Below are 24,949 nucleotides of genomic sequence, written 5' to 3' on the forward strand. Positions count from 1 at the left end.
CCCGGCTTGTATGGACTACATTTCGACCCGTGGCAGCGCACCCGCGCTGGATTTCGCCGGAGCGACGCTTGCGGGCCTGGCCAATGATGGTGGGCTATATGTGCCCCGCCAGTGGCCCCGCTTCACCGAAGCAGAGATCGCGGCGATGGCCGGTCTGCCCTATGCCGAGCTGGCCGCGCGAGTGATGCAGCCTTTCGTTGGCGATTGCCTTACGCCGGAGCGGCTGCTTGAGCTGACCAGGCAGGCCTATGGCCGCTTCGCGCACAAGGCCGTGACGCCGCTCAAGCAGCTGGACGAGCAGCAATGGCTGCTTGAGCTGTTCCATGGCCCGACCCTGGCCTTTAAGGACGTGGCGCTGCAATTGCTGGGGCTGCTGTTCGAGGAGTTCCTGGGTCGCGGCGGCGATCCGCTGACGATTGTGGGCGCCACTTCTGGTGACACCGGTTCGGCGGCGATCGATGCTGTGGCGGGCCGCGCGCGGGTCGAGATTTTCATGCTCCACCCCAAGGGGCGGGTTAGCGAAGTACAGCGCCGGCAGATGACCACGGTGCTGGCGCCCAACGTCCATAACATCGCGATTGAGGGCACTTTTGACGATGCCCAGGCGATGGTGAAGCGGATGTTCAACGATGCGGCGATGACGGATCGGTTTGCGATCGGCGCCGTCAATTCGATCAACTGGGCACGGTTGATGGCGCAGGTGGTCTATTACTTCGCCGCCGGACTGCAGCTTGGTGCGCCACATCGCAAGGTGGCCTTCTCGGTCCCGACCGGCAATTTCGGCGATGTCTTTGCCGGCTATGTCGCGGCGCAGATGGGCCTGCCGATCGAGCGTTTGATCGTTGCCACCAACGTCAACGACATCCTCCACCGGGCGTTGACCACGGGCGACTATTCGGCCGGAACGGTCACGCCAACGGCCGCCCCGTCGATGGACATCCAGGTTTCTTCCAATTTCGAGCGACTGCTGTTCGATCTTGGCGGCCGGAATGGCGCGGCCATCGCGGCGCAGATGGCCGGGTTCGAATCGACCAAGGCGATGCAGCTGACCAATGCCCAGCGTGAAGGCGCCGCAGCGCTGTTTACCAGTGCCCGCGCCGATGCGGATGATATGGCCCGCGCCCTGCGCTGGGCCTGGGACCAGACCGGCGAACTGCTGGATCCCCACACCGCGATTGGTCTCCATGCCGCGCAGCATGCGGGGATCGATCCGGCCGTGCCCGTCGTGACGCTGGCCACGGCGCACCCGGCCAAGTTCGGCGATGCAGTCGAGCGCGCGACCGGTCAACGGCCGGTTCTGCCGGCGCGGGTTGGTGACCTGTTTGAACGCGAAGAACGTCTTGCCGAGCTGCCGGGCGATTACGCGGCCATTGCCGACTACGTCGCCGCCTGCGCGGTGCCCCGTGGCTGAGCTGCCAAATGGCTGAGTTGATCGAAGCGCCGGTCGTGATGACCGGTGCGGGCTGGCCGGACTATGGCCTGCTCGACAGCGGCCATGGCCGCAAGCTTGAAAGCTATGGCCCCTATCGCTTCATTCGGCCTGAACCGCAGGCGCTGTGGCGCCCGCGGCTGGAACGCTGGGCCTCTGACGGTGAGTTCGTTCCCGCTTCTGATGATGATGGCGGCGGACGGTGGTCCTATGCCAATCCGGTCCCGCGTGAGGGCTGGCCGCTGGCCCGCGGCGATGTCACGTTTACGGCCCAGTGCACCCCATTCCGGCACCTCGGCTTCTTCCCCGATATGGCCCCAGTGTGGGACTGGATGGGAGAACAGTTGGCCGGGCGGACCGATGCGCAGACGATGAACCTGTTCGGTTATACCGGGGTGGGGACGCTCTCGCTCTCGCAATATGGCCCGGTGACCCATGTCGATGCCAGCAAGAAGTCAGTGGCCCAGGCGCGCGAAAATGCGGCGCTGTCAGACATGGCCGAACGTCCGATCCGCTGGATCGTCGACGATGCTGCCAAGTTCAGCGCGCGCGAAGTGCGGCGCGGCAAGCGGTATGACGGGATTATCCTTGATCCGCCGAAGTTCGGACGCGGGCCAGAGGGTGAGGTCTGGCGTCTGGAAGAGCATCTGGCACCGCTGGTTGGCGATTGCCGCCGGCTGCTCGATGCCGACAGCAGCTTTCTGTTCCTGACTGTTTATGCCGTGCGGATGAGCAGCCTGGCGCTGGCTGGCCTGCTGGATGAGGTCTTCGCCGACCTGCCCGGCAAGATCGAACATGGCGACCTGGCCGTGCGCGAGCTTGGCGATGATGGCCGCCTGCTGCCGACCGCGATTTTCGCGCGCTGGTCAAATCCCCGCTAAAGGGCGCCGATGACCGATTCGCTGATCCTGGAAGTGGCCGATTTCGAGCATGATGTCCTGACCGGCATCTATTCCGAAGAAACCGGCAAGCCGCAGCCGCTGCGCTTCACCATTCAGGTGCGGCTGAAAGTGGCAGAGCGTTACGCGCCCGAAACGCCGCTCAGCGCCAGCAAGAATTACATGGACCTGAAGTTTGCGGCATCGGAAGCGTTGCCCCAGGGCGTGCACTTTACCCTGATCGAAGCCGTTGCCGACCATATCTGCGATACCCTGTTCGTGCAGGATGACCGGGTAGAGGCAGTAACGGTGAAGATCGTTAAGCTGGCAATCAGCGAGGCGGGTGAGAAGATCGGCATTACCCTGACCCGCGAGCGGCGCTGATGGAGTGCGTGCGGATCGCAGGCCTGCCGGACGATCCGCTTGAAGCCGCGGCTGAATTCCATGCCCGCCATGTGCCGGAATTGCGCGCCGCCACGGAGGATTTGCTGGTGGCCTTCCCGGCTGCCGATCACACCCATCGCGGTTGGCGCCTTGCGGCCGTCCAGATGATCGCGCGGGCCAAGACGCCGCTGCGGATCAATGCTGTTTCAGGCGGAAGCGAGGAAGCCATTGCCGCGGCAGCCGAATACCTTGCGCGAGCGCCGGGTCTGACTGGGCAATTGATTTCATTGGATGACTTTGGGGCCGGGGCAGTGTTACCGCTGCGCTCATGACGCTTGTCGACCAGTTCCAGCGGCGGATTTCCTATCTGCGCCTTTCGGTGACCGATCGCTGTGACCTGCGCTGTGCCTATTGCATGCCCGAGGCCCAGACCTTCCTGCCCCGCAATGAGGTGCTGAGCCTTGAAGAGCTGTACCGGCTGGCCATCGGGTTCATTGACCGGGGGATCACGCGGCTGCGGCTGACCGGCGGTGAGCCGCTGGTTCGGCGTGACATGATCGAGCTGGTCCGGGCCCTGGGGCGCAAGCTTGGCAATGGGCTGGACGAACTGACCCTGACCACCAATGGCACGCAGCTGGCCCGGTTTGCCGATGACCTGTTCGCGGCCGGGGTGCGGCGGGTGAATGTCTCGCTCGATACCCTGGACCGCGCGGGTTTCGCCCGGCTCGCCCGGCGGGATAGCTTGGCGCAGGTGCTGGAAGGCATCGCGGCAGCGCAAGCGGCCGGCCTGACGGTCAAGCTCAACACCGTGGCGCTGAAGCATGCCAATGCTGATGAGATCCCGGTGCTGATCGAATGGGCCCACAGCCAGGGGCTGGAGCTGACGCTGATCGAAGTCATGCCGTTGGGAGAGGTTGAAGAAGACCGCTTTGACCAGCACCTGCCGCTCAGCGAAGTGCGCACCGCGCTGGAACGGCGCTGGACCTTGACCGCCAGCGAGCACCGCACCGGCGGCCCGGCCCGCTATTTCGATATTGCCGAAACCGGCGGCCGGATCGGCTTTATCACCCCGCTCAGCAACAATTTCTGCGACGGGTGCAACCGCGTGCGGGTTACCGCCACGGGTCAGCTCTTTCCCTGCCTGGGTGGCGGAGAGCAAATCGATCTGCGGGCTGCGCTGCGCTCTGCTTCGGCCGATGTGGCACTGGCCGAAGCGCTGGACCTGGCAATGAAGATCAAGCCGCTGCGCCATAGCTTCCGGATCGATGCGCCCGGGTCTGCCCCGGCCCTGTCCCGGCACATGTCGATGACGGGAGGCTGAGATGGCCAAACTGGTCTTTCTTGGCCGTCTGGCTGACCTGGCTGGCGGGGGCGAGCGCGCCGTCGCGCCGGGGGCGCTCGAATCGGTGTTGGCCGAACTGCCTGCCGGGCTGGCGGTGGCCCTGCTGGATGAGAAGGTGCGCATCGCCCGTAATGGTGAGCTGCTGACCAATCCCGGCAGTGTTATGGTTGCCGCTGGTGATGAGATTGCTTTCCTGCCGCCGGTTAGCGGGGGTTAGGCGATGATCGATGTCCGCCTGCTGGCTGAGCCGTTCGATCCGAACGAAGCGATCGACCGATTCGCCGGGCAGATCGACAACACAGGTGCACTGGCGACTTTTGTCGGCAAAGTCCGTGGCGGCAATGATGTCGAGGCGTTGGAGCTATCACACTATGAGCCGCTTACCCTGCCGGGGATGCGGGGCCTGGCTGAAGCGACGGCACGGCGGTTTGCAGTCCAGGGGCTGCTGATCTTGCACCGGACCGGCCTGCTGCATCCCGGCGAGCCGATTGTCTGCGTTACTGCGGCTGCCGAACACCGCCGGGCCGCGTTCGATGCGGTCGATTTTGCGATGGACCACCTGAAGAGCGATTCGTGGTTCTGGAAGCGCGAGCGGCGCGGCGGGGTCTGGACCTGGATTGAGCCGCGTGACCAGGATCACGCTGACCTCAGGCGCTGGGATTAGAGAACCAGCTGCGCCTGCAAGCCGGCGATGACCTTGTCCTGGGCGGCAACGATGGCGTTCGCAGCCTCGCGTGCGGCCTTGGCCTCGCTGGCCGGTTCGCCTTCGATTCGGCTGGCGGCATAGATCGCGTCGATATCGGCCAGCGCCACCATGCCTTCGCTGCGTGCGGCGTCCAGATCTGCCAGTGCGATCATGGCCACTGACCAGGCCTCGCTTGCCCTGGCGGCGCTGGCTGCCGCGCCAATGATCTGGCGGACCCGGCCTTCGCGGGCCTGAAACTTGGCATCCGCGGCGCGGACCCGGGCCAGCAGCGAATCGATCTGGCGGACTACCGCCGGATCGACCGGAATCGCGGCCGGCTGCGGGGGCGGAGGGGTTAACGTGCCGGTCACCCGCTCAATCGGGCGGCGGGCCAGCGAGGGGTAATCACCCGGCGCCGAAGCGCAGGCACCCAGCAGCATTACGGGGATCAGGCTGACAAGCTGTCGATTCATCGCTATCGCCATAGCACGCCCGGCAAAGCGCGCCAGCGCGCAAGATTCCTTGGCTCACTTGGTTGACAGGGCAGGGTGCTTGGACTAGTGGCGCACCTTCTTGTGGCCCCCCGCACCCGCGGGGCGGTTGCTATGCTTTATATACGGAATAGGTCACATGTTCGCTGTAGTGCGCACTGGCGGCAAGCAATACCGGGTTGCCGCCGGAGACAAGATCGCGGTTGAGAAGCTGGCTGGTGAAGCTGGTGAAACCATCACGCTTGGTGATGTCCTGCTGGCTGGTGACGGCGGCGAAGTGAAGGATGCCAAGGGCGTCGTCGTTTCGGCCGAAATCATCGCCCAGGCGAAGAGCGAAAAGGTGATCGTTTTCAAGAAGCGTCGCCGGCACAACTATCGCCGTAAGAACGGCCACCGCCAGCAGATGACCCTGCTGCGCATCGTGGCTGTCGGTGCTGGTGAAGCCCCGGCGAAGAAGGCTGCCAAGAAGGCCGCCCCCAAGGCCGCTGCGGCCGCTGAATAAGAATTCGGAGTAGTTCGAGATGGCACACAAGAAAGCAGGCGGTTCGTCGCGTAACGGTCGTGATTCGGCCGGCCGTCGCCTTGGCGTGAAGAAGTTCGGCGGTCAGGAAGTGATCGGCGGCAACATCATCATCCGTCAGCGCGGTACCCGTGTGTACCCGGGCGCGAACGTTGGCATGGGCAAGGATCATACCCTGTTCGCGCTGACCGAAGGCCGCGTGCGTTTCCACGATGGCAAACTCGGCCGCAAGTACGTGTCGGTAGACATGGCGATTGCCGCCGAATAATCGGACAGTCGATCACGGGCTGTCCTGACGGGCAGCCCCGCCGAAGCCAGACTTCGGCCGAATGAGGGAGAGGGCCCCGCCCGTCTCCCTCTTTTTGCATCTCCCTCTGCCGCTCCGGAAACATCCTGAGCAGCGTGTAACTAAGGCGTCACGGGACCCGACTAGGGCGAACCGCGTGGGGCCGAAGAGTGGAGATTCTGCAATGTTCATGCGCAGCGAACGGCTGTTCCTGCGGCCGGGTTGGCCGGAGGACTGGGAAGAAGTCCTGGCTCGGATCAGCGACGATAGTGTCGCCCGTAACCTGACCCGTACGCCCTGGCCCTATGCCCCGGATGACGCCCGGGCCTTTGCTGCCAAACCGCAGGATAAGCGGCTGCCGCACTTCCTGATTACTTTGCCGACGCTGGCCGAGCCGGCGCGGGTGATCGGCTGCATCGCACTTGGCCAGCATGAGGACGATGTGGTCTTGGGCTATTGGATTGCCCGTGAGCACTGGGGGCAGGGCTATGCCAGCGAAGCTGGCCGGGCGATCCTGCAGCTGGCCAAGGTGCTTGGTCACCGGCGTATCGTTGCCAATCATTTTGCTGACAACCCGGCCTCGGGGCAAGTGCTGCGCAAGCTTGGTTTCTGCCCGACGGGTCGGATTGCGCCGCGCTACAGCATGGCGCGCGGGGAATTGGCTCAGGCGATCGAATACACGGCCATGCTGGGGGAGCCGTGCGATTGCGACGATGACCCGCCGATGAAGCGAGCGGCCTGAGCCGGATAGCAAAAAGCCTCCCCAAGTCCGGCTTGGGGAGGCTTTTTTGTTCTGCCCGATCGATCAGGCCAGGACTGCGTCTTTGAACTCGCTGTCGTGCTTGCCGATCAGCGCCCGGTCATCGTGGTTCCAGGGGTGGAAGCCGGGCAGAAAATAGCTGAGCCAGGCCGGGAAGATCCGGCGTAGCACGCCCGGAGTGCCCAGCAGGTACCAAGCAAGTTTGGCCTTCATCTTCCAGCCAGTCAGGCCATCCTGCGCCAGCAGATCCAGCGTATCGGTCCAGCGGTGGCGCAGGAAGTTGATCGTGACGATGACCATCATGATGCTCTTCAGCTTCCAGCGACGATAGCGGGTCCAGTCCTTGGTGGCGTGCAGATAGGTGTCATAGGCGACACCCTTGTGCTCGATTTCCTCGATCGCATGCCAGCGCCACATCGCGGCGGTTTCCGGTTCGGCCCCGGCGAAGTGCTTCGGGTTGGCCAGGAATTCCTGCGCCATCATCGCGGTGTAGTGTTCCAGCGCCATGGTAACGGCCAGATTGATGATCGCCGGGCGGTCCTTGGTCAGCTCCAGGTTGGCGGCAACGCGCTGGTCGATGAAGTCCAGGTCATAGCCGGCTTCCACCGCCGCGCGGTTGAAGGCGATATGCTCACGCGTGTGGTTGATCTCTTGGCGAACGAAAGCACGGATCTCCGCCTCCAGCTTGGGGCTGGCGCCTTCGCGGTGCGCTTTCACGGCTTCGATGAAGAATGCCTCGCCGCGCGGGAAAGTGGCCGACAGGGCGTTGTGCCAGGCAGTCGCGACCGGATCATTGTTGAGCCACCAGCGGCCCGGCTTCTTGTCTCGGCCAAAACGCTGGTCGCGGACCGTGATGGTCAGGTCTGCGGGGGTAGGACCGGCCTTGCCGTTCGAGGCTGCGGGTTCTACGTCGAGGGGGAATTTGAGGGGGGCGTTCATGCGCTCTGTATGGGGTTAACTTACACTCATGTCAATAAGGAAGCGCCTGAGCCAAGAAGAGAGCCGCACCGTGGCGCTGGAAGCCGCGCGGGCGCTGCTGATCGAGCTGGGCCCGCAAGCGGTGACGTTGAAGGCCGTGGCCGCGCGAATCGGCCGAACCCATGCCAACCTGCTGCACCATTTCGGTTCGGCCGCCGGGCTGCAAAAGGCGCTGGCTGAGCATCTTGCCATAACCATATGCGCCACGATCGAAGATGCGGTGCTGGCCAGCCGCAAGGGCGAAGGCACCGCGCGTGATGTGGTTGACCTGACTTTTGACGCCTTTGACAAGGAGGGCGGCGGCGCCCTGGCCACTTGGATGCTGATGAGCGGCAACGAAGATGCGCTCGATCCGCTGGTCCAGGCTGTCCATGATCTGATCGACGATCTGGGTGATCACGAATCGGGCCAGATGCATCATGTCACCCACGCTCTGTGCATGATGGCGCTGGGTGATGCGCTGATGGGCGGAGCGCTGGCGCAATCGCTGGGCCTGCCGCGCACGGCCAGCCGCGACATTGCCGAAAAGATGCTGATCGAAGAGGCGGTTTCGGTTGGCCTTACGCTGGGTCCGAAAGGTTGAGCCAGGCCGGCAGGCTGGCCGGGGGAATGTCCTCGGCCCGGCGGTGATCAACCGCCAGCCCCAGGTCCGGATAGGCTGCGCGCTGCCGGGCCGGGTCGCTCTCGCCCAGGGGCGCGACCACCAGGCGGCGATTGACCTTTTGCCGCCAGTTCATCCGCGCCGTGTTTTCCTGGCCGACATAGCAACCCTTGGTGAAGGACACGCCGTTCAACTCTGCGGCATTGCATTCCAGCCAGAGCAGGTCCGCCAGCTCCGCTGCCCCTTCGGTCACGCCCAGCGACAGGCGATGCGCCCGCCATTGCGATGAGGCGTCGTCGCCCGACCGCTCGCCGATCCAGCGTTGACCGAGTTCTGCCAGACGCGGGTCGGATGAAGGGCCATCACCGGCCCGCCAATGGACGCCTAGCCCCGGATCGGTCGCAATCGTGATTTTACGGCGCAACCGATAGATCGACAGGCGCTTGGCGAGCGCTTCAGCCTGTTCGGCTTCGCAATCAAGCAGCAGGTCATCGCCATTGGCCCAGACGATGAAGTCTGCGATCACCTTGCCTTGCGGGGTCAGCAGGGCCGCCCACACCGGCAGGGCGCCGGTGACGTCGTTGGTCACCAGGCCATTGAGGAACCCGCGCAGGTCTTCACCCGGTTCGGTTGCAGTCAGGCGGATTACCGCGCGGTCGGCCAACAGAGTTGCAGTCATGCGTGACAAATAGGGCTTTCCCACCGTCAATCCACCCCCTCAACCCGCTCATGCTGAGCTTGCCGAAGCATCGCACTATTTTGCGGCCCATGTTGCGCAGAAAGGGAAAGCGGCCCTTCGACAAGCTCAGGGCGAGCGGTTATGGGGAGGCATGGTACAGACTCTGACGATCCGCCGCCCTGACGATTGGCACGTTCACCTGCGCGATGGTGCCGTGCTGGACGGGGTGGCAAAGCATACCGCGCACCAGTTCGCACGGGCGATTGTCATGCCCAATCTTTCCCCGCCAATCACCACGGTTGCGGCGGCGGTGGCCTATCGTGATCGGATCATCGCTGCTGCTGGTCCGGGCTTTACCCCGCTGATGACGGCCTATCTGACTGACACCATTTCTGCTGACGAAGTGGCGCGCGGCTTTGCTGAAGGCGCCTTCACCGCGGCCAAGCTCTATCCCGCCCATGCCACCACCGGCTCAGCCCACGGGGTGACCGATATTGCCAATATCCGCCCGGTGCTGGAGCGGATGGAGGCCATCGGCATGCCGCTGCTAATCCACGGCGAAGTCACTGATGCCCATGTCGACATCTTCGATCGCGAGGCCGTGTTCATCGAGCGCACGCTGTCAGGACTGGTCCGCGATCTCCCGGGGCTGAAAGTGGTGTTCGAACATATCACCACCGCTGATGCCGCCGCCTTTGTCGAGAGTGCCGGGCCAAACGTGGCGGCAACGATCACGCCGCAGCACCTGCATATCAACCGCAACGCCATGTTCACCGGCGGGATCCGGCCGCATATGTACTGCTTGCCGGTGGCCAAGCGTGAAGTGCACCGGCTGGCGCTGCGCAAGGCGGCTACATCGGGCAGCGCCAAGTTTTTCCTCGGGACGGACAGCGCACCGCATGCAGTGGGCGCAAAGGAGGCCGCCTGTGGTTGTGCGGGGATCTTCAACGCGCCCTATGCGCTGGAAAGCTATCTGGCCGTGTTCGAAGAAGAAGGCGCGATCGAGCAGTTCGAAGGCTTTGCCAGCGAACACGGGCCGCGCTTCTATGGCCTGCCGCTCAACGAAGGGACGGTGACACTGGAACGCTGTGGCACCCAGGTGCCAGACCTGATCGAGGCCAATGGCACCCCGATCGTGCCGTTCCACGCTGGTGAGGAACTGGCCTGGCGCTATCTGGGCTAGGAACGGCGGGTCCGCGCCAGCAGATCGATAACAAACAGGCCAATCGCGGCCCAGATCAGGGCAAAGCTGGCCAGCTGTGCCGTGCCCAACGGCTTGCCGAAGAAAAACAATCCGATCAGGAATACCAGCGATGGCGATGAAAACTGGATCATCCCCATCGTTGAATAAGGCAGGCGCTGGGCAGCGAGGGTGAACAGCAGAAGCGGTGCCGCTGTGACCACCCCCGAAAAGGCGATCAGGGCCGCATCGTGCGGGCTCCACAGCACAGCGCTGCCCGCCGGCCCCTGTGCGAAATGCCAGGCAATGGCGGTGGCCGGAATGAGCAGCACGAAGACTTCAATCGTCAGGCCGGTCAGCGCCGACACTGGAGCCAGCTTGCGGACCAGCCCATAGGCGGTCCATGACAGGGCAAGCGCCAGACTGATACCCAGCGATGCAAGCGCTTCCCATGCCAGCAGCGTAACGCCAAGCGCTGAAATCCCGACAGCAAGCCACTGCCGGCGGCTTAGGCGTTCTCCCAAAAACAGGGTTCCGGCCAGTACACTGAGCAATGGACTGACATAGTAGCCGATGCTGGCGGCATAGACCTCACCCGATTGGATTGCGGCTACGTAAACCAGCCAGTTGATCGCAATCAGCAGTGATGACGCGAGCAACATCCAGCGGACTTTCGGCACCCGGATAACCGCCACCAACTCACCCAATTGTCCGCGCCAGGCGAGGATCGCAAGGCATAGTGGAAACGAGGAGATCACCCGCCACCCGACGAATTCCAGGGCCGGCACTGTCGCCACCAGCCAAAGATAGAGAGGCAGCAGCCCCCAGATGAGGTGCGCTCCAAGCGCAAGCGGCAATCCGCCGATGCGGTGCGAGGCGGAGGGTCTGTGCATGGCAACGGCGACTAGACCTGCGCGCTTCAAATTAAAATCTGAAACTCGCAATCAGGTCGGTGCTAAAGAGAGCTTAACCATCGCAGGGTAAAGGCATCGGTGCGATGGACCGCTTCTTGCCCTTGCTGAGCCTCATTCTGCTTGCTGCCTGCAGCAAGCCGCCCGCCCCCGAAGCGGATACCATGCGCGATCCCGCGATCATGGGCGCTCTGTCTGAGCCCTTGATGAGCGACCTCGACCTTGGGGGGGGCAGCCGCAATGCAACGATCCTGGCGGGTGCCACCTTACTTGACGGGGGCCTCCCTTTGTTTGGCCCTGATGACAAGGAAGCGGAGCGGGCCCGTGCAGAGGCGGCAGCCATGTTTGAAGGGGCAATTCCCCCTGCACCAGCTCCACAGGGCGGGGACAAGACTTCGCCGCTGGCCGGGGCGCTCACGGCCGCCAGCGTCGCTGCCGCTGTGCCCTTTGCGGCAAAATGCGCCGCAAGCCTGAGCTACTCGTTCAATTGGGCCGCGCACTTGCCAGAGGCGGCTCCGGTCTATCCGCGCGCCCAGGTTCAAGAGGCCGGCGGAAGCGATCAACCGGGTTGCCGGTTGCGCGTGGTTAACTTCCAGACGCCAGTCGCCATCCGCGATGTGATTGATTTTTACTATGCCAGCGCTGCCAGCCTGGACCTGCCGGTTACCCGATTAACCGCGGGTGATGATCAGGTGGTCTCTGGCGGGACAAACGGCCTGGCTTTCACGGTTTATGCCCGGCGTATGGCCAATGGCATGACCGAAGTCGATCTTGTCACCAACGGGTGAGGATCAGCCTTCGCTTAGGCCAACGCCGATCATCGCGCGCGGCTGCTCCATTTCGGTGGAGGCGACCGGATAGGCACAATAGTCTGCCGCGTAGTAGGCGCTGGGGCGATGATTACCAGATAGGCCAACCCCGCCAAATGGCGCGGCCGAACTGGCGCCATTGGTTGGCCGGTTCCAATTGATCACGCCAGCACGGACATTGGCCCAGAACCGGTTATATTCTTGGGGCGTTCCACCAACCAGTGACGCGGATAGACCGAAGCGTGTGTTGTTGGCTTCGGCAATTGCCTCGTCGAGTTCGTCTGCCTGGCTGACCTGAAGCAGCGGCCCGAACAACTCGACATCGGGCTTCTCCTTCACGCCGCTGACATCGATGATCGCGGGTGATAGGAATGGCAGGTCATCACGCGGGCGGATCAGGTGCTTGATTGCTTTGCCGCCGTGGCTCAGCAGGTAAAGAAAGCTCTCGGTCAGGCCGTCGGCTGCATAGTTGTCGATCACCGGGCCCATGAATGGGGTCGGCTCGTCAAATGGGCCGCCCACGATGATCCGGTCTGCCAGCCGCTTCACTTCGGTTATCAGCGGTTCGTACATCGAGCGTTTGACGATGAGCCGCCGGGCGGCCGTGCAGCGCTGGCCGGCTGAGGTAAAGGCGGATTGCACGACGATTGCCGCAGCATCGGTGATCATCGGCGTGTCCCAGACCACAAGCGGGTTATTGCCGCCCATTTCCAGCGCGACGATCTTGTCCGGGCGGGTTGCCAGCTTGCGGTTGATCGCAATGCCGGTGTGAGCGGATCCGGTGAACAGAACGCCGTCGATACCCTCGTGCGCGACCAGTGCCTGGCCCTCAGCCGGCCCACCGATCAGCAACTGGACAACCGCCGCCGAGATACCAGCGCGGTGGAAGCATTTGACCAGAAGTTCGGCTGTGGCCGGGGTCTTCTCGCTTGGTTTGAAGACAATCGCATTGCCGGCGATCAGCGCGGGGACGATGTGGCCGTTGGGCAGATGGGCCGGAAAATTGTATGGCCCCAGCACGGCCATCACACCATGCGGCTTGTGCCGCAGCGAGGCGGTGCCCTGCATGGCATTGTCCAGCTTGCGCTGGGCAGTTCGGTCGGCATAGGCGCGGATCGAAATCTCCACCTTGTTGATCACGCTCTCAACTTCGGTGCGCGCTTCCCACATCGGCTTTCCGGTTTCGCGCGCAATCATGGTCGCCAGCGGTTCGGCATCCTTGCGCACTTCGTTGGCGAAGCGGCGCACCAGTTCCATCCGCGTCGACAGCGGCTGGGCAGCCCAGGCCGGCCAGGCACGTCGCGCACGGGCGACGATCTCGTCCACGTTGCCGTGTTTGCCGCGCCAGAGCTCTGCTCCGGTCGCCGGTTCGTAGGAAATCAGTTCACCCGTACCCATTTCACAACCCCTGCCGGCCCGCGCAACCGGTATGTCGCGGCCTTAGCTGACGACTTGTCCTCTGAAAAGTCTTGCCTTTTGTTTAGGTAACCCAACTTAAATCATAACCGCGGGCGGTGGCCCAAGTGCTTCACCCAACCGCCTGATTGCGGCAATTGTTTCTCCCAGCGGGCCCCAGTCATCACGCTGGTCGATCGCCGACCAGACGGTTTCGACTTGGTCGATCACCAGGCTGGGCGGGGTGGCTTCGTGCCACAGGTCATGGTCGGGGCCTTGCGGTTCAAACTCCTTGAGGGCCGCGGCCAGTTCGCCTTGCGCATTGCGGCCAAAGCGGTGGCGGTGGAAGAACGCATCGGGGCTGGCGCTTGTCGCGCGCATCGCCTGCTCAGCCTGGGCGATCAACGCATAGTCCGCGTCAAAGCCGCGCGATTGCAGGCCCATCCGCCACAGGAGCTGGCGCGCCAGCGCTGCCTGATACAACGGACCGAACCGCTCCAGCGCAGCGATCAGCGGGGGCGCCTCGGCAACCAGCCGCAAGGCAACGGCAAGCTGGCCGCAATTCCAGTGCAGCGCTTCCGGCTGACGGCCAAAGGCGTAAAGCCCGCCGTGGTCGAAATAGGCTGCCGTAAATGTCGGGTCCCATCGCGGTAGCCAGCGCCACGGGCCATAGTCAAAGCTCTCACCCGAGATGTTCATGTTATCGGTATTAAGCACGCCGTGAACAAAGCCGGCTGCCATCCATTCGGCGGCCAGCTGCGCCAGTCGCGCAACCACCTGGTGCAGCAGGATCACGGCGGGCTCGTCTCGACCGGGGGCCTCTGCGGGCGGGGGCGGACCGGGGAACTGGGTCAGGCAATAGTCAATCAGCGCGAGCATTTCCTCGCGCGATTCCAGCAGGGCAAGCCGCTGGAAGGTGCCGATGCGGATATGGCCGTGGCTAAGCCGCACCATCACCGCCGAGCGGGTCGGCGATGGTTCGTCCGATCGATAGAGGTCTTCTCCCGTCTCGATCACCGAGAAGGTCTTGCTGGTATTGACCCCCAGCGCCTCTAGCATTTCGGTTGCCAGGATTTCGCGCACCGCGCCCTTCAGCGTCAGGCGGCCATCGCCCTGGCGGCTCCACGGGGTCTGGCCCGAACCCTTGGTGCCCAGGTCCAGCAGCCGCCCCGCGCCATCGCGCATTTGCGCGAAGAGGAAACCGCGTCCGTCGCCCAGGTCCGGATTGTACACGCGAAACTGGTGGCCGTGATACCGCAGCGCCAGCGGCTGGGGCAGGTTATCCGGCAGCGGGGCAAACCGTCCGAAGTGTTGGACCCATTCGCTATCGGTCAGGCCGGCAAGCCCGATCGCGCCATCCCAGCGATGATTGCGAAACCGCAGGGTGGTCTGCGGAAAGTCAGCCGCATTCACCGGGTCCGCCAGCCACGGGGCCAGTTCGGCAATCGGCGTGTCGGCACGATAGGGGGCGGCTTGCGGTTCTGCGCGCATCCGGCAATAGTGGCCCTTCGCACCGGGCGGCACAAGCACCGCCCGCGATATGAGCAGCAATTACCCGGGGTCCGGCCAGAAAATGAATGACTTTACCGACGGCTACTGGACCAGCCGCGATGGCCTGCAACTCCATTACCGCGACTATCCCGGTCGCAAGGATCGGCCGCCAGTGCTGTGCCTGCCGGGGTTGACCCGCAACGCCCGCGACTTTGAAGAGCTGGCCAAGCGGCTGGCGGGTGAATGGCGGGTAATCTGCGTTGAACTGCGCGGCCGGGGCGACAGTGCCTATGCCAAGGATTCTGCCACCTATAATCCGATGCAATACCTTGAGGACCTGGGTGAGCTGTTCGATCAGACCGGGCTCAAACAGGTTGTTGCGATCGGCACGTCGCTTGGCGGGCTGCTGACGATGTTGCTTGCCGCCACGACGCCTGAGCGTCTGGTTGGAGCAGTGCTCAACGATATCGGCCCGGAAGTGAACCCCGAGGGGATTGAGCGAATCCGCAGCTATGTGGGTCAGGCCCGCAATTTTCCAACCTGGATGCACGCCGCCCGCGCCCTTGCGGAGTCGCAGGGCCCGACTTTCCCGCAGGCGTCGGTCATTGACTGGCTGGCCATGGCCAAGCGCTGCATGGTGGTGGGTAGCAACGGGCGCATTCACTTTGACTATGACATGAAGATTGCGGAGCCTTTCGCTCAGGCCGATGGGGCCAGCAATGTCGATATGTGGCCGGCCTTCCAGGCGCTGGCAGGCCGCCCTGTCGCACTGCTGCGCGGGCAATTGTCCGATGTGCTGACCGCCGCCACCTTCAAGAAAATGGCCAAGCTGCTCCCTGATGCCGAGACGGTGACCGTGGGCAAGGTTGGTCACGCGCCAACCCTGAGCGAGCCGGCCGCAGTGGCTGCAATCGACAATTTGCTGGCCAGGGTGAAATGAATCGCCGCGGTCCGGCTCCGCGGCTGCGGTTGCTGCATCTCCATTCCAGCTTCGATCCCGGCGGCAAGGAAATGCGCGCCGTCCAGCTGATGAATGGCTTCGGGCCGGAATTGGCGCACAGCATTGTTTCGGCCGTGCCCGATGCCTTGGGGGCGGCCAGGGCGATCGATCCGGCCGTACCGGTCGATTACCCGGCGTTCCCATCGCTGACCGGTAAGCCTTTTCCCCGCCGCTTGCAGCAATTGGCCCAGGCCATGGTCGGCTATGACCTGGTGCTGACTTACAACTGGGGCGCGATGGATGCCGTGCTGGCGCACACGGCTTTTGCCGAAGTGATGCAACTGCCGCCGCTGGTCCACCACGAAGACGGTTTCAACCAGGACGAAGCGTCACGGTTGAAATGGCGGCGCAATGTCTATCGCCGCGTCGCCCTGTTTCGCGCCCAGAAGCTGGTCGTGCCGTCCCAGCGGCTGGAACATATTGCCCGCACTGCCTGGAAGCAGCCTGCGGCCATGGTGCGCCGCATTCCCAATGGCATCCCGGTCTTTGCCTATGGGCGCAAGCCCAAGCCCGATGTCCTGCCGCGGCTGATCAAGCACGAGGGCGAGTTGTGGCTTGGCACCCTTGCCGGGCTGCGTCCGGTCAAGAACCTCCCGCGGCTGGTTCGTGCCTTTGCGCCGCTGCCGGATCACTGGCAACTGGTGATCCTGGGCGATGGGCCAGAGCGCGATGCGATCCGCGCCGAGGCCGTTCGGCTGGGTATCGGTCATCGTGTCCACTTGCCCGGCCATGTTGCACGCCCAGCCGAAGTAATGGGTCTGTTCGACCTGTTCGCACTCTCGTCCGATAGTGAACAGTTTCCGATCTCAGCGGTGGAGGCCATGGCGAGCGGTCTCGCAATCGCCGCGCCGCGGGTCGGCGATATCGAAGCGATGGTGGCGGGCGAAAACCGTCAGTTCCTGACACCACCCGGAGATGAGGTTGCGCTGTCGCAGGTCTTGGCCGCACTGGCTGAAGATGCCGGATTGCGGGCATCGGTGGGGGCGGCAAACCGCGCCCGAGCCGAGCAAGAATATGATGAGGCGCGCATGATTTCGGCTTATCGTAACCTCTATGCTGGGGCCTTGGGGCGGACCAGCTTTCCCTGAATTGTCGTTCACCCGTGCTTCACGGGGGACAGGGCAGAGAAGGGGCGTTGAAAAGGCCTGCTCATCAGGTAAACAGCGACCAACTTTTTGAACCAATTTCCAAGTGAAAGTAACTGCCTTGGCCCTGCCCCCGTCTGATCGCCCGAATTCGCAGTCCAAGGCCGACGAGCAGGCCGCGGCGCAGCAGGACGTGTTCCTTCGCGAGGTTGATGACGCACTGCGTGAGGCGGAACTCAAGTCGATCCTCAGCCGCTATGGCAAGCCGATTGGCGGGGCGATCGCCGCTGGTCTGGTGATGCTGGCCGGCTACCTGTGGTGGGACAATTCCACCAAGCAAGCAGCCGGCGAACGCAGCGAGCAGGCCACTATCGCGCTGGATAAGCTGGAGGCCGGCAATGCTGCCGCCGCCTTGGCCGACCTTGAGTCGCTGACCAAGGATGGCAGTGATGGCAGCAAGGCGGCCGCTGCTATGACTCGCGCCGCGATCCTTGTTCAGCAGGGTAAGGCCGAGGATGGCGCCAAGGCATTCGCGGCTATTGCCGCCGATGAAGCCGCTCCGCAGGCCTATCGTGATCTGGCAACGATCCGCGAAGTCTCGCTGCGTTTCGAAGCCATGCAGCCGCAGCAGGTGATTGATCGCCTGAAGCCGCTGGCCGTGCCGGGTAATGCCTGGTTTGGCAGTGCTGGCGAGCTGGTTGGCATGGCTTACCTCAAGCTGGGCAAGCCGGATCAGGCCGGCCCCCTGTTCGCCGCAATTGGCAAGAATACCGAAGTTCCCACGACGCTCCGTACGCGGATGCGGCAGGTGGCCGGTCAGCTCGGCCATGATGCCGGGACCGAAGACGTTGCGGCACCCGCCGCCGCGCAGCAATAAGTTCAGTCAAGGATAGCTCATGCAAGCCACACCGATTTCGCGCCGCCCGGTCTCTCGCGGACTAGCTGCTTCGCTGGCGTTGGTGCTGGCTGTCTCGCTTGCCGGGTGTGGGGTCTTTGGGGGCAAGGACAAGCCGAAGACCCCGACGCTGGGTAATCGCATTCCGATCCTTTCGCGGGTTGATACCGGGGCGAAAGTGGATCCCTTGCTGGCCAATGTTTCTGTGATTGTTCCTCCGGCTGCCGCCAATCCTGACTGGCCTCAGGCCGGCGGCACGGCCAGCAAGTCCTATGGCAATTTGGAACTTGCCGCCAATCCAGGCCGTTCGTGGTCCGCGCAGGTTGCCGGTTCGGACAATAAGCAGCGGCTCGCGGCCTCTCCGGTTGTCGGCGGCGGCCAGTTGTTTGTGATGGATACCGCAGGCACGGTCCACGCCTTCGATGCGCAGACCGGGCAGCGCCGCTGGAGCACGCCCTTCTCGATCAAGGGCGATGGCCAATCCTCGATTTACGGTGGCGGAGCCAGCTATGCCGATGGGCGGGTCTACATCACGACCGGGCTGGGTGAAGTCGCTGCGCTCGATGCCAAGGATGGTTCGATCGCTTGGAAGGTCAAGCCGGCTGGCCCACTGCGCGGATCCCCAACCATCGCCTTCAATTCGGTCTTCGTGATGACCATGGATAACCAGGTCTATTCGTTGAATGCCGCGGATGGCGCATCGCTGTGGAATGAGGCCGCATCCAGCGGCCAGACCGGCGTATTCGGGGTGGCTGCCCCGGCAGCCGGGCAAGGTACGATTGTTGCTGGCTTCAGCACCGGCGAACTTGTGGCCTATCGTTATGAAAATGGCCGCCAGCTGTGGTCGGACGCGCTGGCCCGCACTTCGCTTTCCACCACCGTGGGTGTGCTGACCGATATCGATGCAGACCCGATCATTGATCGTGGGCGTGTATTCGCGCTGGGCCAGGGCGGGCGCATGGCCGCCTATGAACTGGTTACCGGGCAGCGCATCTGGGAACTGAACCTTGCCGGCATTTCCACCCCTGCAATCGCCGGGGACTGGATCTTCACGTTGACTGACGACGGCAAGCTGCTGTGCATCCAGCGCGCAACCGGCAAGGTTCGGTGGCTGACCCAGTTGGCGCGCTACGAGAACGAGGAAAAGAAGAAGAACCCGATCTTCTGGACCGGGCCGGTGCTGGCCGGCAATCGCCTGTGGTTCGCAAATTCGATCGGCCAGGTCTATTCGGCGGGGATTGAGGACGGGGCGCCCGTCTCGTTTGCCGATCTGAAGAAGCCAGTGACGCTTGCACCAATCGTGGCCGGTGGCACACTCTACATTCTGGATGACAGCGGCAAGGTCAGCGCTTTCCGCTGACGTTACCGCAACTTAACCCTTCGCCGCTACGGCGAAGGGGATGCGCGCAAATTTTCCCACCCGTCCGCAGCCACCGGCGAGCGACGTTTCTGCTGCCGTTGGGCTGTGGGGCGTCGCCGGGCTGATGGTGTGGGTCCTCATTTGCCATTTCTGGCCAGAGATCACGGCACAATTCCGCGGTGGCGCGCCGGCCGGGCGGCTGTCTGGTCCCTATGCGGCCCTGACCGGGCTGGTCGCAGCAGCAGCACCGATGGTGCTGGTTTCGCTGGTTCGCGACAAGGTCCACCGCCGCGCCTCCACCGGGATCGACTGGAGCAGACCACGCCCGGTGTCAGCGATCATCGATGTCTCGGTGACCAAGCTGGCCGGCCTCTGGGCGACCTGGGCGGTGATTGGCGCGCTCTATTGCATCGCACGGTGGTATTGGAATGGTCCTTACCTGCTGGCGATGGAGGTGCTGGGAACCGTCGCGGTGCCGCTGTTCCTGCTTTCGATCCCCTATGTCATCTGGCTGGACCGCGTGCTGATCGAACCCCGCGATGCGGCCTGGCATTGCGGGGCGCTGCTGATCGGCCGCGAACCGTTCGATCCTGCCGAAGTCTGGCGCCATGCCCGTGCCTGGGCCGTGAAGGGCTTCTTCACCGCTTTCATGATTTCGATCGTCCCCGGCGGCTTTGCCGTGCTGGTTGAGAATGACTGGATGCCAACGCTTACCGATCCGGTCCGGCTGGCTGGCATGCTGACAACGGCCATGTTTGTGATCGACGCGCAGATCGGCACGGTCGGCTATATCCTGACGCTGAAGCCGCTTGATGCCCAGATCCGCAGCGCCAACCCGTTCCTTGCGGGCTGGCTGGCAGCGCTGGTTTGCTATCCGCCGTTCCAGCTGATGCAAAACGGCGGGCCCTTGTTCTATCAGACCAATACCGCCGGGTGGGGGTTCTGGCTGGCTGGGCATAATGGGCTGCTGTGGGCATGGGCCGCATTGCTGGTCGTGCTCACCGCGATCTACGCCTGGGCCACAGTTGCCTTCGGCCTACGCTTCTCGAACCTGACCTATCGCGGCGTCCTTACCAACGGGCCATACCGCTTTACCAAGCACCCGGCCTATTTGGCCAAGAACACCTTCTGGTGGCTGGAAACGCTGCCGTTTTTGGTGGTCAGCCATTCGCTGGCGGACATGGTCCGCAACACCGTCTTCCTGGCCTGCGTCAGCGCGATTTACTTCTGGCGGGCCAAAACCGAGGAAGCCCACCTGCTGGCCGAGGATCCGAAGTACCGCGCCTATGTCGATTGGATGGCGCAGCACGGGCTGATCACGCGGCAGTTCCACCGCGCCGGGCAGGCCTTGCGCGGCCGGCGGGCGGTGCTGCAGCTGGCCGAGTAGCCTAGAAGCTCAGCTCGTAAACGCGGCTGATGTCGCCGCCCCATTCGCCGTGGAACTTGTCGAGCAAGCGCTGCGCCGGAACCTTGCCGCTGGCGACAATCTCGTCGAGCGGGTTAAGGAAGCCGGCTTCTGTATCACCCATCGAGTTAAGCCGGTTACGCGAATTTAGGCCGGCGCGGCTGATCGCCAGCACTTCGGCGGCGATGTCCTTGAGCGTTCCACCGCCGGGCAGCGGCGCGTCCAGCCCCAGCTTCGGCACGGCGGCTCGCAAGGCCTCGCGGCCTTCCATGTCCCAGTCCTTGACCAGGTTCCAGGCCGCATCGAGCGCGCCCTGATCATAAAGCAGGCCCACCCAGAATGCGGGCAGGGCGCAGATCTTGTTCCACGGCCCGCCATCGGCTCCGCGCATTTCGAGGAAGGACTTGAGCCGCACTTCGGGGAAGGCCGTGGAAAGGTGATCCACCCAGTCGCTCTCGCGCGGCAGCTCGCCGGGAAGGACGGAGAGCTTGCCCTGCATGAAGTCGCGGAACGACAAGCCGGCGGCGTCGATGTACTTCCCATCGCGGAACACGAAGTACATCGGCACGTCGAGCATATATTCGACATAGCGATCGTAACCGAACCCGTCCTCGAACACGAAGCTGGCCATGCCGGTGCGGGCCGGATCGGTATCGGTCCAGATGTGGCTGCGATAGGAAAGGAAGCCGTTGGGTTTGCCTTCGGTGAACGGCGAATTGGCGAACAGCGCCGTCGCCAGCGGCTGGAGCGCCAGCGAGGTGCGGAACTTCTGCACCATGTCGGCCTCACTCGAGTAGTCGAGGTTGACCTGGATCGTGCAGGTCCGCAGCATCATGTCGAGGCCCAGGTTGCCCACCCGCGGCATGTGCCGCAGCATGATTTCATAGCGCCCCTTGGGCATGATCGGCAATTCGGCGCGGGTCTTGTCGGGCCACATGCCCAGCCCCAGAAAGCCCTTGCCGGTCTTGCTGCCAATGGCCTTGACCTGATCAAGATGGCGCCCGGTTTCGGCGCAGGTCTGGTGCAGCGTTTCCAGCGGAGCGCCAGACAGCTCCAGCTGGCCGGCGGGTTCCAGGCTGACGGCGCCATCGCTGCCAGTCAGGGCGATAATATTGCCCCCCTCGATCACCGGTTCCCAGCCATAGTCCTGCAAAGCCACCAGCAGATCGCGGATACCGCCGGGTTCTTCATAGGACGGGGCGTGATGATCGCGCGTGCAGTAAACGAGCTTTTCGTGCTCGGTACCAATGCGCCAGCGCTCACGCGGCTTTTCGCCCTTGATCATCGGGGCGACCAGCTGGTCGCGGCTTTCGATCACAGGATCGTTGCGATCTGAAACCTGTCTGGTGCTCATGTGGCGGAGTTAGTGCGAAGAATTGCTAGGCGCCAGCGAATTCATGCAGGTGCTTGCCAATCGCCTACAGTCCCCATCCACAAGGCTGTTGCCCCGATGGCCGCCGTCTCACCCCGCAGTATGCGCGGGCCAAGGGTAATGGCGCGGGCAGCGGGCAGCGCGCGGATGGCGCTGCGCTCGCTATCGTCAAAGCCGCCTTCGGGTCCGGTCAGCAATGCGGCAGCGCCGGCATGGGCGGCAAAGGCAGCGGCAGCGGGATCGCCGCCATTCTCATCAGCAAAGAACAGCGCGCGGTCCGGTTCCCAGCCTTTCAGCAATGCCTCCAGCTTCACCGGCGCAAGCAATTCCGGCAGCGCGGTGCGGGCGCATTGCTCCGCCGCTTCGGTCAATATCGTGGTGGCGCGCGCCGGGTTCAGCTTGTCCGCCACGCAGCGCCGGGTCAGCACAGGCTGGATGCGGGCTACGCCCAGTTCGCAGGCCTTTTCCAGCACCAAATCGAACCGGTCCTTCTTCAGCAGCGCCGCGCAGAGCGTGAAATCGGGTACGGCCTCGCGCGGGCGGAGCAGCGCTTCGACAGACAGGAGCACATCGCGCTTGCCGGCCGCGATCACACGCGCCGCCCATTCGCCGCTCACATTGTCGCACAGCACCACGCCATCGCCCGGGCCAACCCGCATCACCCGGCCAAGGTAATGCGCCTGCGGACCATCAATGCTGACTTGCACGCCAGTACCCAGCACCTGTTGGACAAACAGGCGCGGTGCAGACTTTGGAGGCCAGGCGGGTGTGGCGGGCATTTGGGGCCTCTAGCCCATCCGTCATCCCCGCGAAAGCGGGGACCCATCACCTGCACTCGCCACTGCCGCATTCCTTGCCAACTGCAGAAATGGTTCCCCGCTTTCGCGGGGATGGCGATGGTTGTAGGGGGATTGCGTGTCGAATACCGAAATCGTCCCCGATACCCAGCACCGCGGCCTGATCGCCGCCTTACCGCAGCCGCTGCGCGATCTGGCGCAGCTCGCGCGGTTTGACCGGCCGATCGGCTGGTGGCTGCTGTTCTGGCCGTGCGCCTGGGGCTTGCTGCTGGCGGGCGGCGCGGCGCGGTGGGACCTGCTGCTGTGGTTCCTGATCGGCTCCATCGCCATGCGCGGGGCGGGCTGCGTCTATAACGATATCGTCGATGCCGACCTTGATCGGCAGGTATCGCGCACGGCGGCGCGGCCTGTGGCAAGCGGGCGGGTCAGCAAGGGCGCGGCCTGGGCCTGGCTGCTGGCTTTATGCGGGGTCGGCCTGGTGGTGTTGCTGCAATTGCGGTGGCAGGCACAGTTGGTCGCACTGGGCAGCCTGGCGCTGGTCGCGGCCTATCCCTTCATGAAGCGGATCACCGGCTTTCCGCAGGCCTGGCTCGGGATGGTCTTCACCTGGGGCGTCCCCGTTGGCTGGATTGCGGTGAGTGACGGGAACCTTGGCGCGATGGCCGCGCTCTATGCCGGGGCCGTGCTGTGGTGCATTGGCTACGACACGATCTACGCCTGCCAGGACCGCGAAGATGATGCATTGGTCGGGATCGGTTCAAGCGCGCTCACGCTGGGCAAGCATGTGAAGGCGGGCGTTGCCGCATTCTATGCCGGGGCGGTCCTGCTTTGGGCACTGGCCTTCTGGCTGCTGCGGCCGGACTGGCTGGCGCTGCTAGCCCTTGCTCCCGCTGCGCTGCACCTGACCTGGCAAGTGCTGACGCTGGATGACCGGGACGGCGACAATGCCCTCTCCCGCTTCCGCGCCAACCGCACCGCCGGTTTGCTGGTCGCCTTGGCTTGTTGGGTCGTGGGCAATGCGTGAGTTTCGGGCCTGATGTGCAATCTCTACCGCATGACCAAGGGCACGGCCGAAGTCGCCGCGATGTTCGCGGCGGCGGATGCCGCGGCAGGCGGCAATTACGCCGCAGAACTCTATCCCGGCTATCCGGGTCTGGTGGTTGAAGGCGGCAGGCTGCGTCCGATGAACTGGGGGCTGCCGGTGGTGCTGACCGGCAAGCAGGGACAAAAGCTGAAGCCCAAGCCGGTCACCAATGCCCGCGATGACAAGCTGCTCACCCCCTTCTGGCGCGACAGTTTCGCCCGCCGCCGCTGCCTGATCCCGGTGACGCAATGGGCCGAACCACAAGGGCCAAGTGGGCGCATGACCCGCAGCTGGTATTCGCTGCCCGAAACCGAAGTGATGGCCGTTGCAGGCCTGTGGCGGCCCACGGCGGAGTGGGGCGATTGCTATGCCATGGTCATGGCCGATAGCAGCCCTGCCATGGCCGAAGTGCATGATCGGATGCCGGTGATCCTGGCCCGTGACAGCTGGGAAACCTGGACCGACGGCTCTATCGATCACGCGCTGGACCTGTGCCAAACCTGGCGGGGGCCTTTGCTGGCCGATCATACAGGAGACCGGTGGAGCGATGGTGCGCCCATTGGGCGGCAGGATAGTTTGCTGTAAGTTCAGTTGTATAAGCAGGGTTCTGCAAAAAACACTTTACGATCTAAAAACCTAAACATAACTTGAGGTCATCCCAATTCGGGCCTGTTCGAGGTGCGCCGATGGACAAGAATGACCTGCTGCCGATTGGAGAGCTGGCGCGGCGCACGGGCCTCGCGGTATCGGCGATCCGCTTCTATGAAGACCATGGCCTGATCCAGCCGATGCGGACCCAAGGCAACCAGCGCCGCTTTCTGCGCAGCGATATCCGCAGGCTCAGCTTCATCCTGATTGCGCAGAAGCTGGGGCTGGGGCTGAGCGAGATTGAGGCCGAACTCTCCGCCCTGCCGCAAGGCCGGACCCCCTCCTTGACCGACTGGCAAAAGCTCAGCCGCTCGGTCCGCGTCGCGCTTGATGCAAAGATCCAGTTGCTCAATCGCACCCGGGCCAAGCTGGATGAATGCATCGGCTGCGGCTGCCTTAGCCTTGACCGCTGCCGCCTCGTAAATCGCGACGACCGGGCAGGGGCGGGGGGCACCGGGCCACGGTTCGTGCTGGAGTGAGCACG

29 protein-coding genes are annotated in these 24,949 nt (G+C 63.8%); 21 read left to right on the forward strand and 8 right to left on the reverse strand.

Features of this window, described 5'->3' with window-relative positions:
* The first annotated feature begins 10 nt into the window (after window positions 1-10).
* The 7 genes from thrC to RQP55_RS07990 are packed head-to-tail and all read left to right on the forward strand — an operon-like array spanning window position 11 to window position 4,697.
* Entirely contained in the window at window positions 11-1,411 is a 1,401-nt protein-coding gene (gene thrC, locus RQP55_RS07960; RefSeq protein WP_315609655.1) for a threonine synthase, read from the forward strand.
* 8 nt (window positions 1,412-1,419) lie between these two features.
* Window positions 1,420-2,310 carry a class I SAM-dependent methyltransferase gene (locus tag RQP55_RS07965; protein ID WP_315609656.1) on the forward strand — a complete coding sequence of 297 codons (891 nt, stop codon included), beginning with the start codon at window positions 1,420-1,422 and terminating at the stop codon, window positions 2,308-2,310.
* A gap of 9 nt (window positions 2,311-2,319) precedes the next feature.
* The gene (locus RQP55_RS07970) at window positions 2,320-2,691 is read left to right on the forward strand and encodes a dihydroneopterin aldolase (protein WP_315609657.1); all 372 of its coding nucleotides are present in this window, start codon (window positions 2,320-2,322) and stop codon (window positions 2,689-2,691) included.
* Window positions 2,692-2,699: 8 nt separating this feature from the next.
* On the forward strand, window positions 2,700-3,023 hold the full coding sequence (locus RQP55_RS07975; RefSeq protein ID WP_410000276.1) for a Rossmann fold domain-containing protein: 324 nt from the start codon (window positions 2,700-2,702) through the stop codon (window positions 3,021-3,023).
* Entirely contained in the window at window positions 3,020-4,012 is a 993-nt protein-coding gene (moaA, locus tag RQP55_RS07980) for a GTP 3',8-cyclase MoaA (protein ID WP_315609659.1), read from the forward strand. Before RQP55_RS07975 ends, moaA begins: the two co-directional genes overlap by 4 nt.
* Window position 4,013: 1 nt before the next feature.
* The gene (locus RQP55_RS07985; RefSeq protein ID WP_315609660.1) at window positions 4,014-4,250 is read left to right on the forward strand and encodes a MoaD/ThiS family protein; all 237 of its coding nucleotides are present in this window, start codon (window positions 4,014-4,016) and stop codon (window positions 4,248-4,250) included.
* 3 nt (window positions 4,251-4,253) lie between these two features.
* Entirely contained in the window at window positions 4,254-4,697 is a 444-nt protein-coding gene (locus tag RQP55_RS07990) for a molybdenum cofactor biosynthesis protein MoaE (RefSeq protein ID WP_315609661.1), read from the forward strand.
* Here the strand turns inward: RQP55_RS07990 and RQP55_RS07995 are convergent.
* A complete protein-coding gene (locus RQP55_RS07995; RefSeq protein WP_315609662.1) occupies window positions 4,694-5,191 on the reverse strand; it encodes a hypothetical protein in 498 nt (165 codons plus the stop codon). The genes RQP55_RS07990 and RQP55_RS07995 overlap by 4 nt on opposite strands.
* Window positions 5,192-5,348: 157 nt before the next feature.
* On the opposite strand from RQP55_RS07995, the gene rplU reads away from it, so the two are divergent.
* From rplU to RQP55_RS08010, 3 genes are all read left to right on the forward strand, one after another.
* Window positions 5,349-5,711, forward strand: coding sequence for a 50S ribosomal protein L21 (gene rplU / locus RQP55_RS08000; protein ID WP_315609663.1), 363 nt, complete (start codon window positions 5,349-5,351; stop codon window positions 5,709-5,711).
* Between the two features lie 19 nt (window positions 5,712-5,730).
* Window positions 5,731-5,997, forward strand: coding sequence for a 50S ribosomal protein L27 (rpmA, locus tag RQP55_RS08005; RefSeq protein ID WP_147089055.1), 267 nt, complete (start codon window positions 5,731-5,733; stop codon window positions 5,995-5,997).
* Window positions 5,998-6,199: 202 nt separating this feature from the next.
* Window positions 6,200-6,757: a GNAT family N-acetyltransferase gene (locus tag RQP55_RS08010; RefSeq protein WP_315609664.1), complete on the forward strand. Its 558-nt coding sequence runs from the start codon at window positions 6,200-6,202 to the stop codon at window positions 6,755-6,757.
* Window positions 6,758-6,820: 63 nt separating this feature from the next.
* On the opposite strand, the gene RQP55_RS08015 is transcribed toward RQP55_RS08010, so the two are convergent.
* Complete coding sequence (locus RQP55_RS08015; protein WP_315609665.1) at window positions 6,821-7,714, reverse strand: metal-dependent hydrolase; 894 nt, start codon at window positions 7,712-7,714, stop codon at window positions 6,821-6,823.
* A 28-nt stretch (window positions 7,715-7,742) separates the two neighbouring features.
* Between RQP55_RS08015 and RQP55_RS08020 the strand changes: the two genes are divergently transcribed.
* Entirely contained in the window at window positions 7,743-8,336 is a 594-nt protein-coding gene (locus RQP55_RS08020; protein WP_315609666.1) for a helix-turn-helix domain-containing protein, read from the forward strand.
* Here RQP55_RS08020 and RQP55_RS08025 read toward each other — a convergent pair.
* The gene (locus RQP55_RS08025; protein WP_315609667.1) at window positions 8,314-9,033 is read right to left on the reverse strand and encodes a folate-binding protein; all 720 of its coding nucleotides are present in this window, start codon (window positions 9,031-9,033) and stop codon (window positions 8,314-8,316) included. The two genes, RQP55_RS08020 and RQP55_RS08025, sit on opposite strands and share 23 nt — an antisense overlap.
* Window positions 9,034-9,184: 151 nt before the next feature.
* On the opposite strand from RQP55_RS08025, the gene pyrC reads away from it, so the two are divergent.
* Window positions 9,185-10,216 carry a dihydroorotase gene (gene pyrC, locus RQP55_RS08030; protein ID WP_315609668.1) on the forward strand — a complete coding sequence of 344 codons (1,032 nt, stop codon included), beginning with the start codon at window positions 9,185-9,187 and terminating at the stop codon, window positions 10,214-10,216.
* On the opposite strand, the gene rarD is transcribed toward pyrC, so the two are convergent.
* Window positions 10,213-11,106, reverse strand: a complete 894-nt coding sequence (rarD, locus tag RQP55_RS08035; protein ID WP_315609669.1) for an EamA family transporter RarD — start codon at window positions 11,104-11,106, stop codon at window positions 10,213-10,215. The genes pyrC and rarD overlap by 4 nt on opposite strands.
* A gap of 104 nt (window positions 11,107-11,210) precedes the next feature.
* On the opposite strand from rarD, the gene RQP55_RS08040 reads away from it, so the two are divergent.
* Entirely contained in the window at window positions 11,211-11,912 is a 702-nt protein-coding gene (locus RQP55_RS08040) for a hypothetical protein (protein WP_315609670.1), read from the forward strand.
* 3 nt (window positions 11,913-11,915) lie between these two features.
* Here RQP55_RS08040 and astD read toward each other — a convergent pair whose 3' ends face one another.
* Both astD and RQP55_RS08050 read right to left on the reverse strand, forming a co-directional pair.
* A complete protein-coding gene (gene astD, locus RQP55_RS08045; protein WP_315609671.1) occupies window positions 11,916-13,331 on the reverse strand; it encodes a succinylglutamate-semialdehyde dehydrogenase in 1,416 nt (471 codons plus the stop codon).
* Window positions 13,332-13,427: 96 nt separating this feature from the next.
* Window positions 13,428-14,819, reverse strand: a complete 1,392-nt coding sequence (locus RQP55_RS08050) for a protein adenylyltransferase SelO family protein (protein ID WP_315609672.1) — start codon at window positions 14,817-14,819, stop codon at window positions 13,428-13,430.
* Window positions 14,820-14,901: 82 nt separating this feature from the next.
* Between RQP55_RS08050 and RQP55_RS08055 the strand changes: the two genes are divergently transcribed.
* The 5 genes from RQP55_RS08055 to RQP55_RS08075 all read left to right on the forward strand — a co-directional run bounded on the left by RQP55_RS08055 (window position 14,902) and on the right by RQP55_RS08075 (window position 20,546).
* Window positions 14,902-15,759 (forward strand): alpha/beta hydrolase, encoded by an 858-nt coding sequence (locus RQP55_RS08055; RefSeq protein ID WP_315609673.1) that lies wholly within the window; start codon window positions 14,902-14,904, stop codon window positions 15,757-15,759.
* Window positions 15,756-16,907 carry a glycosyltransferase family 4 protein gene (locus RQP55_RS08060; protein ID WP_315609674.1) on the forward strand — a complete coding sequence of 384 codons (1,152 nt, stop codon included), beginning with the start codon at window positions 15,756-15,758 and terminating at the stop codon, window positions 16,905-16,907. The genes RQP55_RS08055 and RQP55_RS08060 overlap by 4 nt, the downstream gene beginning before the upstream one ends.
* Window positions 16,908-17,010: 103 nt before the next feature.
* Entirely contained in the window at window positions 17,011-17,781 is a 771-nt protein-coding gene (locus RQP55_RS08065; RefSeq protein WP_315609675.1) for a tetratricopeptide repeat protein, read from the forward strand.
* A 19-nt stretch (window positions 17,782-17,800) separates the two neighbouring features.
* Window positions 17,801-19,159, forward strand: a complete 1,359-nt coding sequence (locus RQP55_RS08070; RefSeq protein WP_315609676.1) for a PQQ-binding-like beta-propeller repeat protein — start codon at window positions 17,801-17,803, stop codon at window positions 19,157-19,159.
* A 40-nt stretch (window positions 19,160-19,199) separates the two neighbouring features.
* Complete coding sequence (locus RQP55_RS08075; protein ID WP_315609677.1) at window positions 19,200-20,546, forward strand: methyltransferase family protein; 1,347 nt, start codon at window positions 19,200-19,202, stop codon at window positions 20,544-20,546.
* A gap of 1 nt (window position 20,547) precedes the next feature.
* Here the strand turns inward: RQP55_RS08075 and RQP55_RS08080 are convergent, their stop codons facing one another.
* Together RQP55_RS08080 and RQP55_RS08085 are read right to left on the reverse strand one after the other, a co-directional pair.
* A complete protein-coding gene (locus RQP55_RS08080) occupies window positions 20,548-21,918 on the reverse strand; it encodes a glutamate--cysteine ligase (RefSeq protein WP_315609678.1) in 1,371 nt (456 codons plus the stop codon).
* A 41-nt stretch (window positions 21,919-21,959) separates the two neighbouring features.
* Entirely contained in the window at window positions 21,960-22,715 is a 756-nt protein-coding gene (locus RQP55_RS08085) for a 16S rRNA (uracil(1498)-N(3))-methyltransferase (protein WP_315609679.1), read from the reverse strand.
* 136 nt (window positions 22,716-22,851) lie between these two features.
* Between RQP55_RS08085 and ubiA the strand changes: the two genes are divergently transcribed.
* The 3 genes from ubiA to soxR all read left to right on the forward strand — a co-directional run bounded on the left by ubiA (window position 22,852) and on the right by soxR (window position 24,944).
* Window positions 22,852-23,757, forward strand: a complete 906-nt coding sequence (gene ubiA / locus RQP55_RS08090) for a 4-hydroxybenzoate octaprenyltransferase (protein WP_315609680.1) — start codon at window positions 22,852-22,854, stop codon at window positions 23,755-23,757.
* A 12-nt stretch (window positions 23,758-23,769) separates the two neighbouring features.
* Window positions 23,770-24,402, forward strand: coding sequence for an SOS response-associated peptidase (locus RQP55_RS08095; protein WP_315609681.1), 633 nt, complete (start codon window positions 23,770-23,772; stop codon window positions 24,400-24,402).
* 101 nt (window positions 24,403-24,503) lie between these two features.
* The gene (gene soxR / locus RQP55_RS08100; RefSeq protein ID WP_315609682.1) at window positions 24,504-24,944 is read left to right on the forward strand and encodes a redox-sensitive transcriptional activator SoxR; all 441 of its coding nucleotides are present in this window, start codon (window positions 24,504-24,506) and stop codon (window positions 24,942-24,944) included.
* The last annotated feature ends 5 nt before the right edge of the window (window positions 24,945-24,949 follow it).

Origin of the sequence: Novosphingobium sp. APW14 (genome assembly GCF_032337075.1) — a bacterium.
Taxonomy (GTDB): domain Bacteria; phylum Pseudomonadota; class Alphaproteobacteria; order Sphingomonadales; family Sphingomonadaceae; genus Novosphingobium.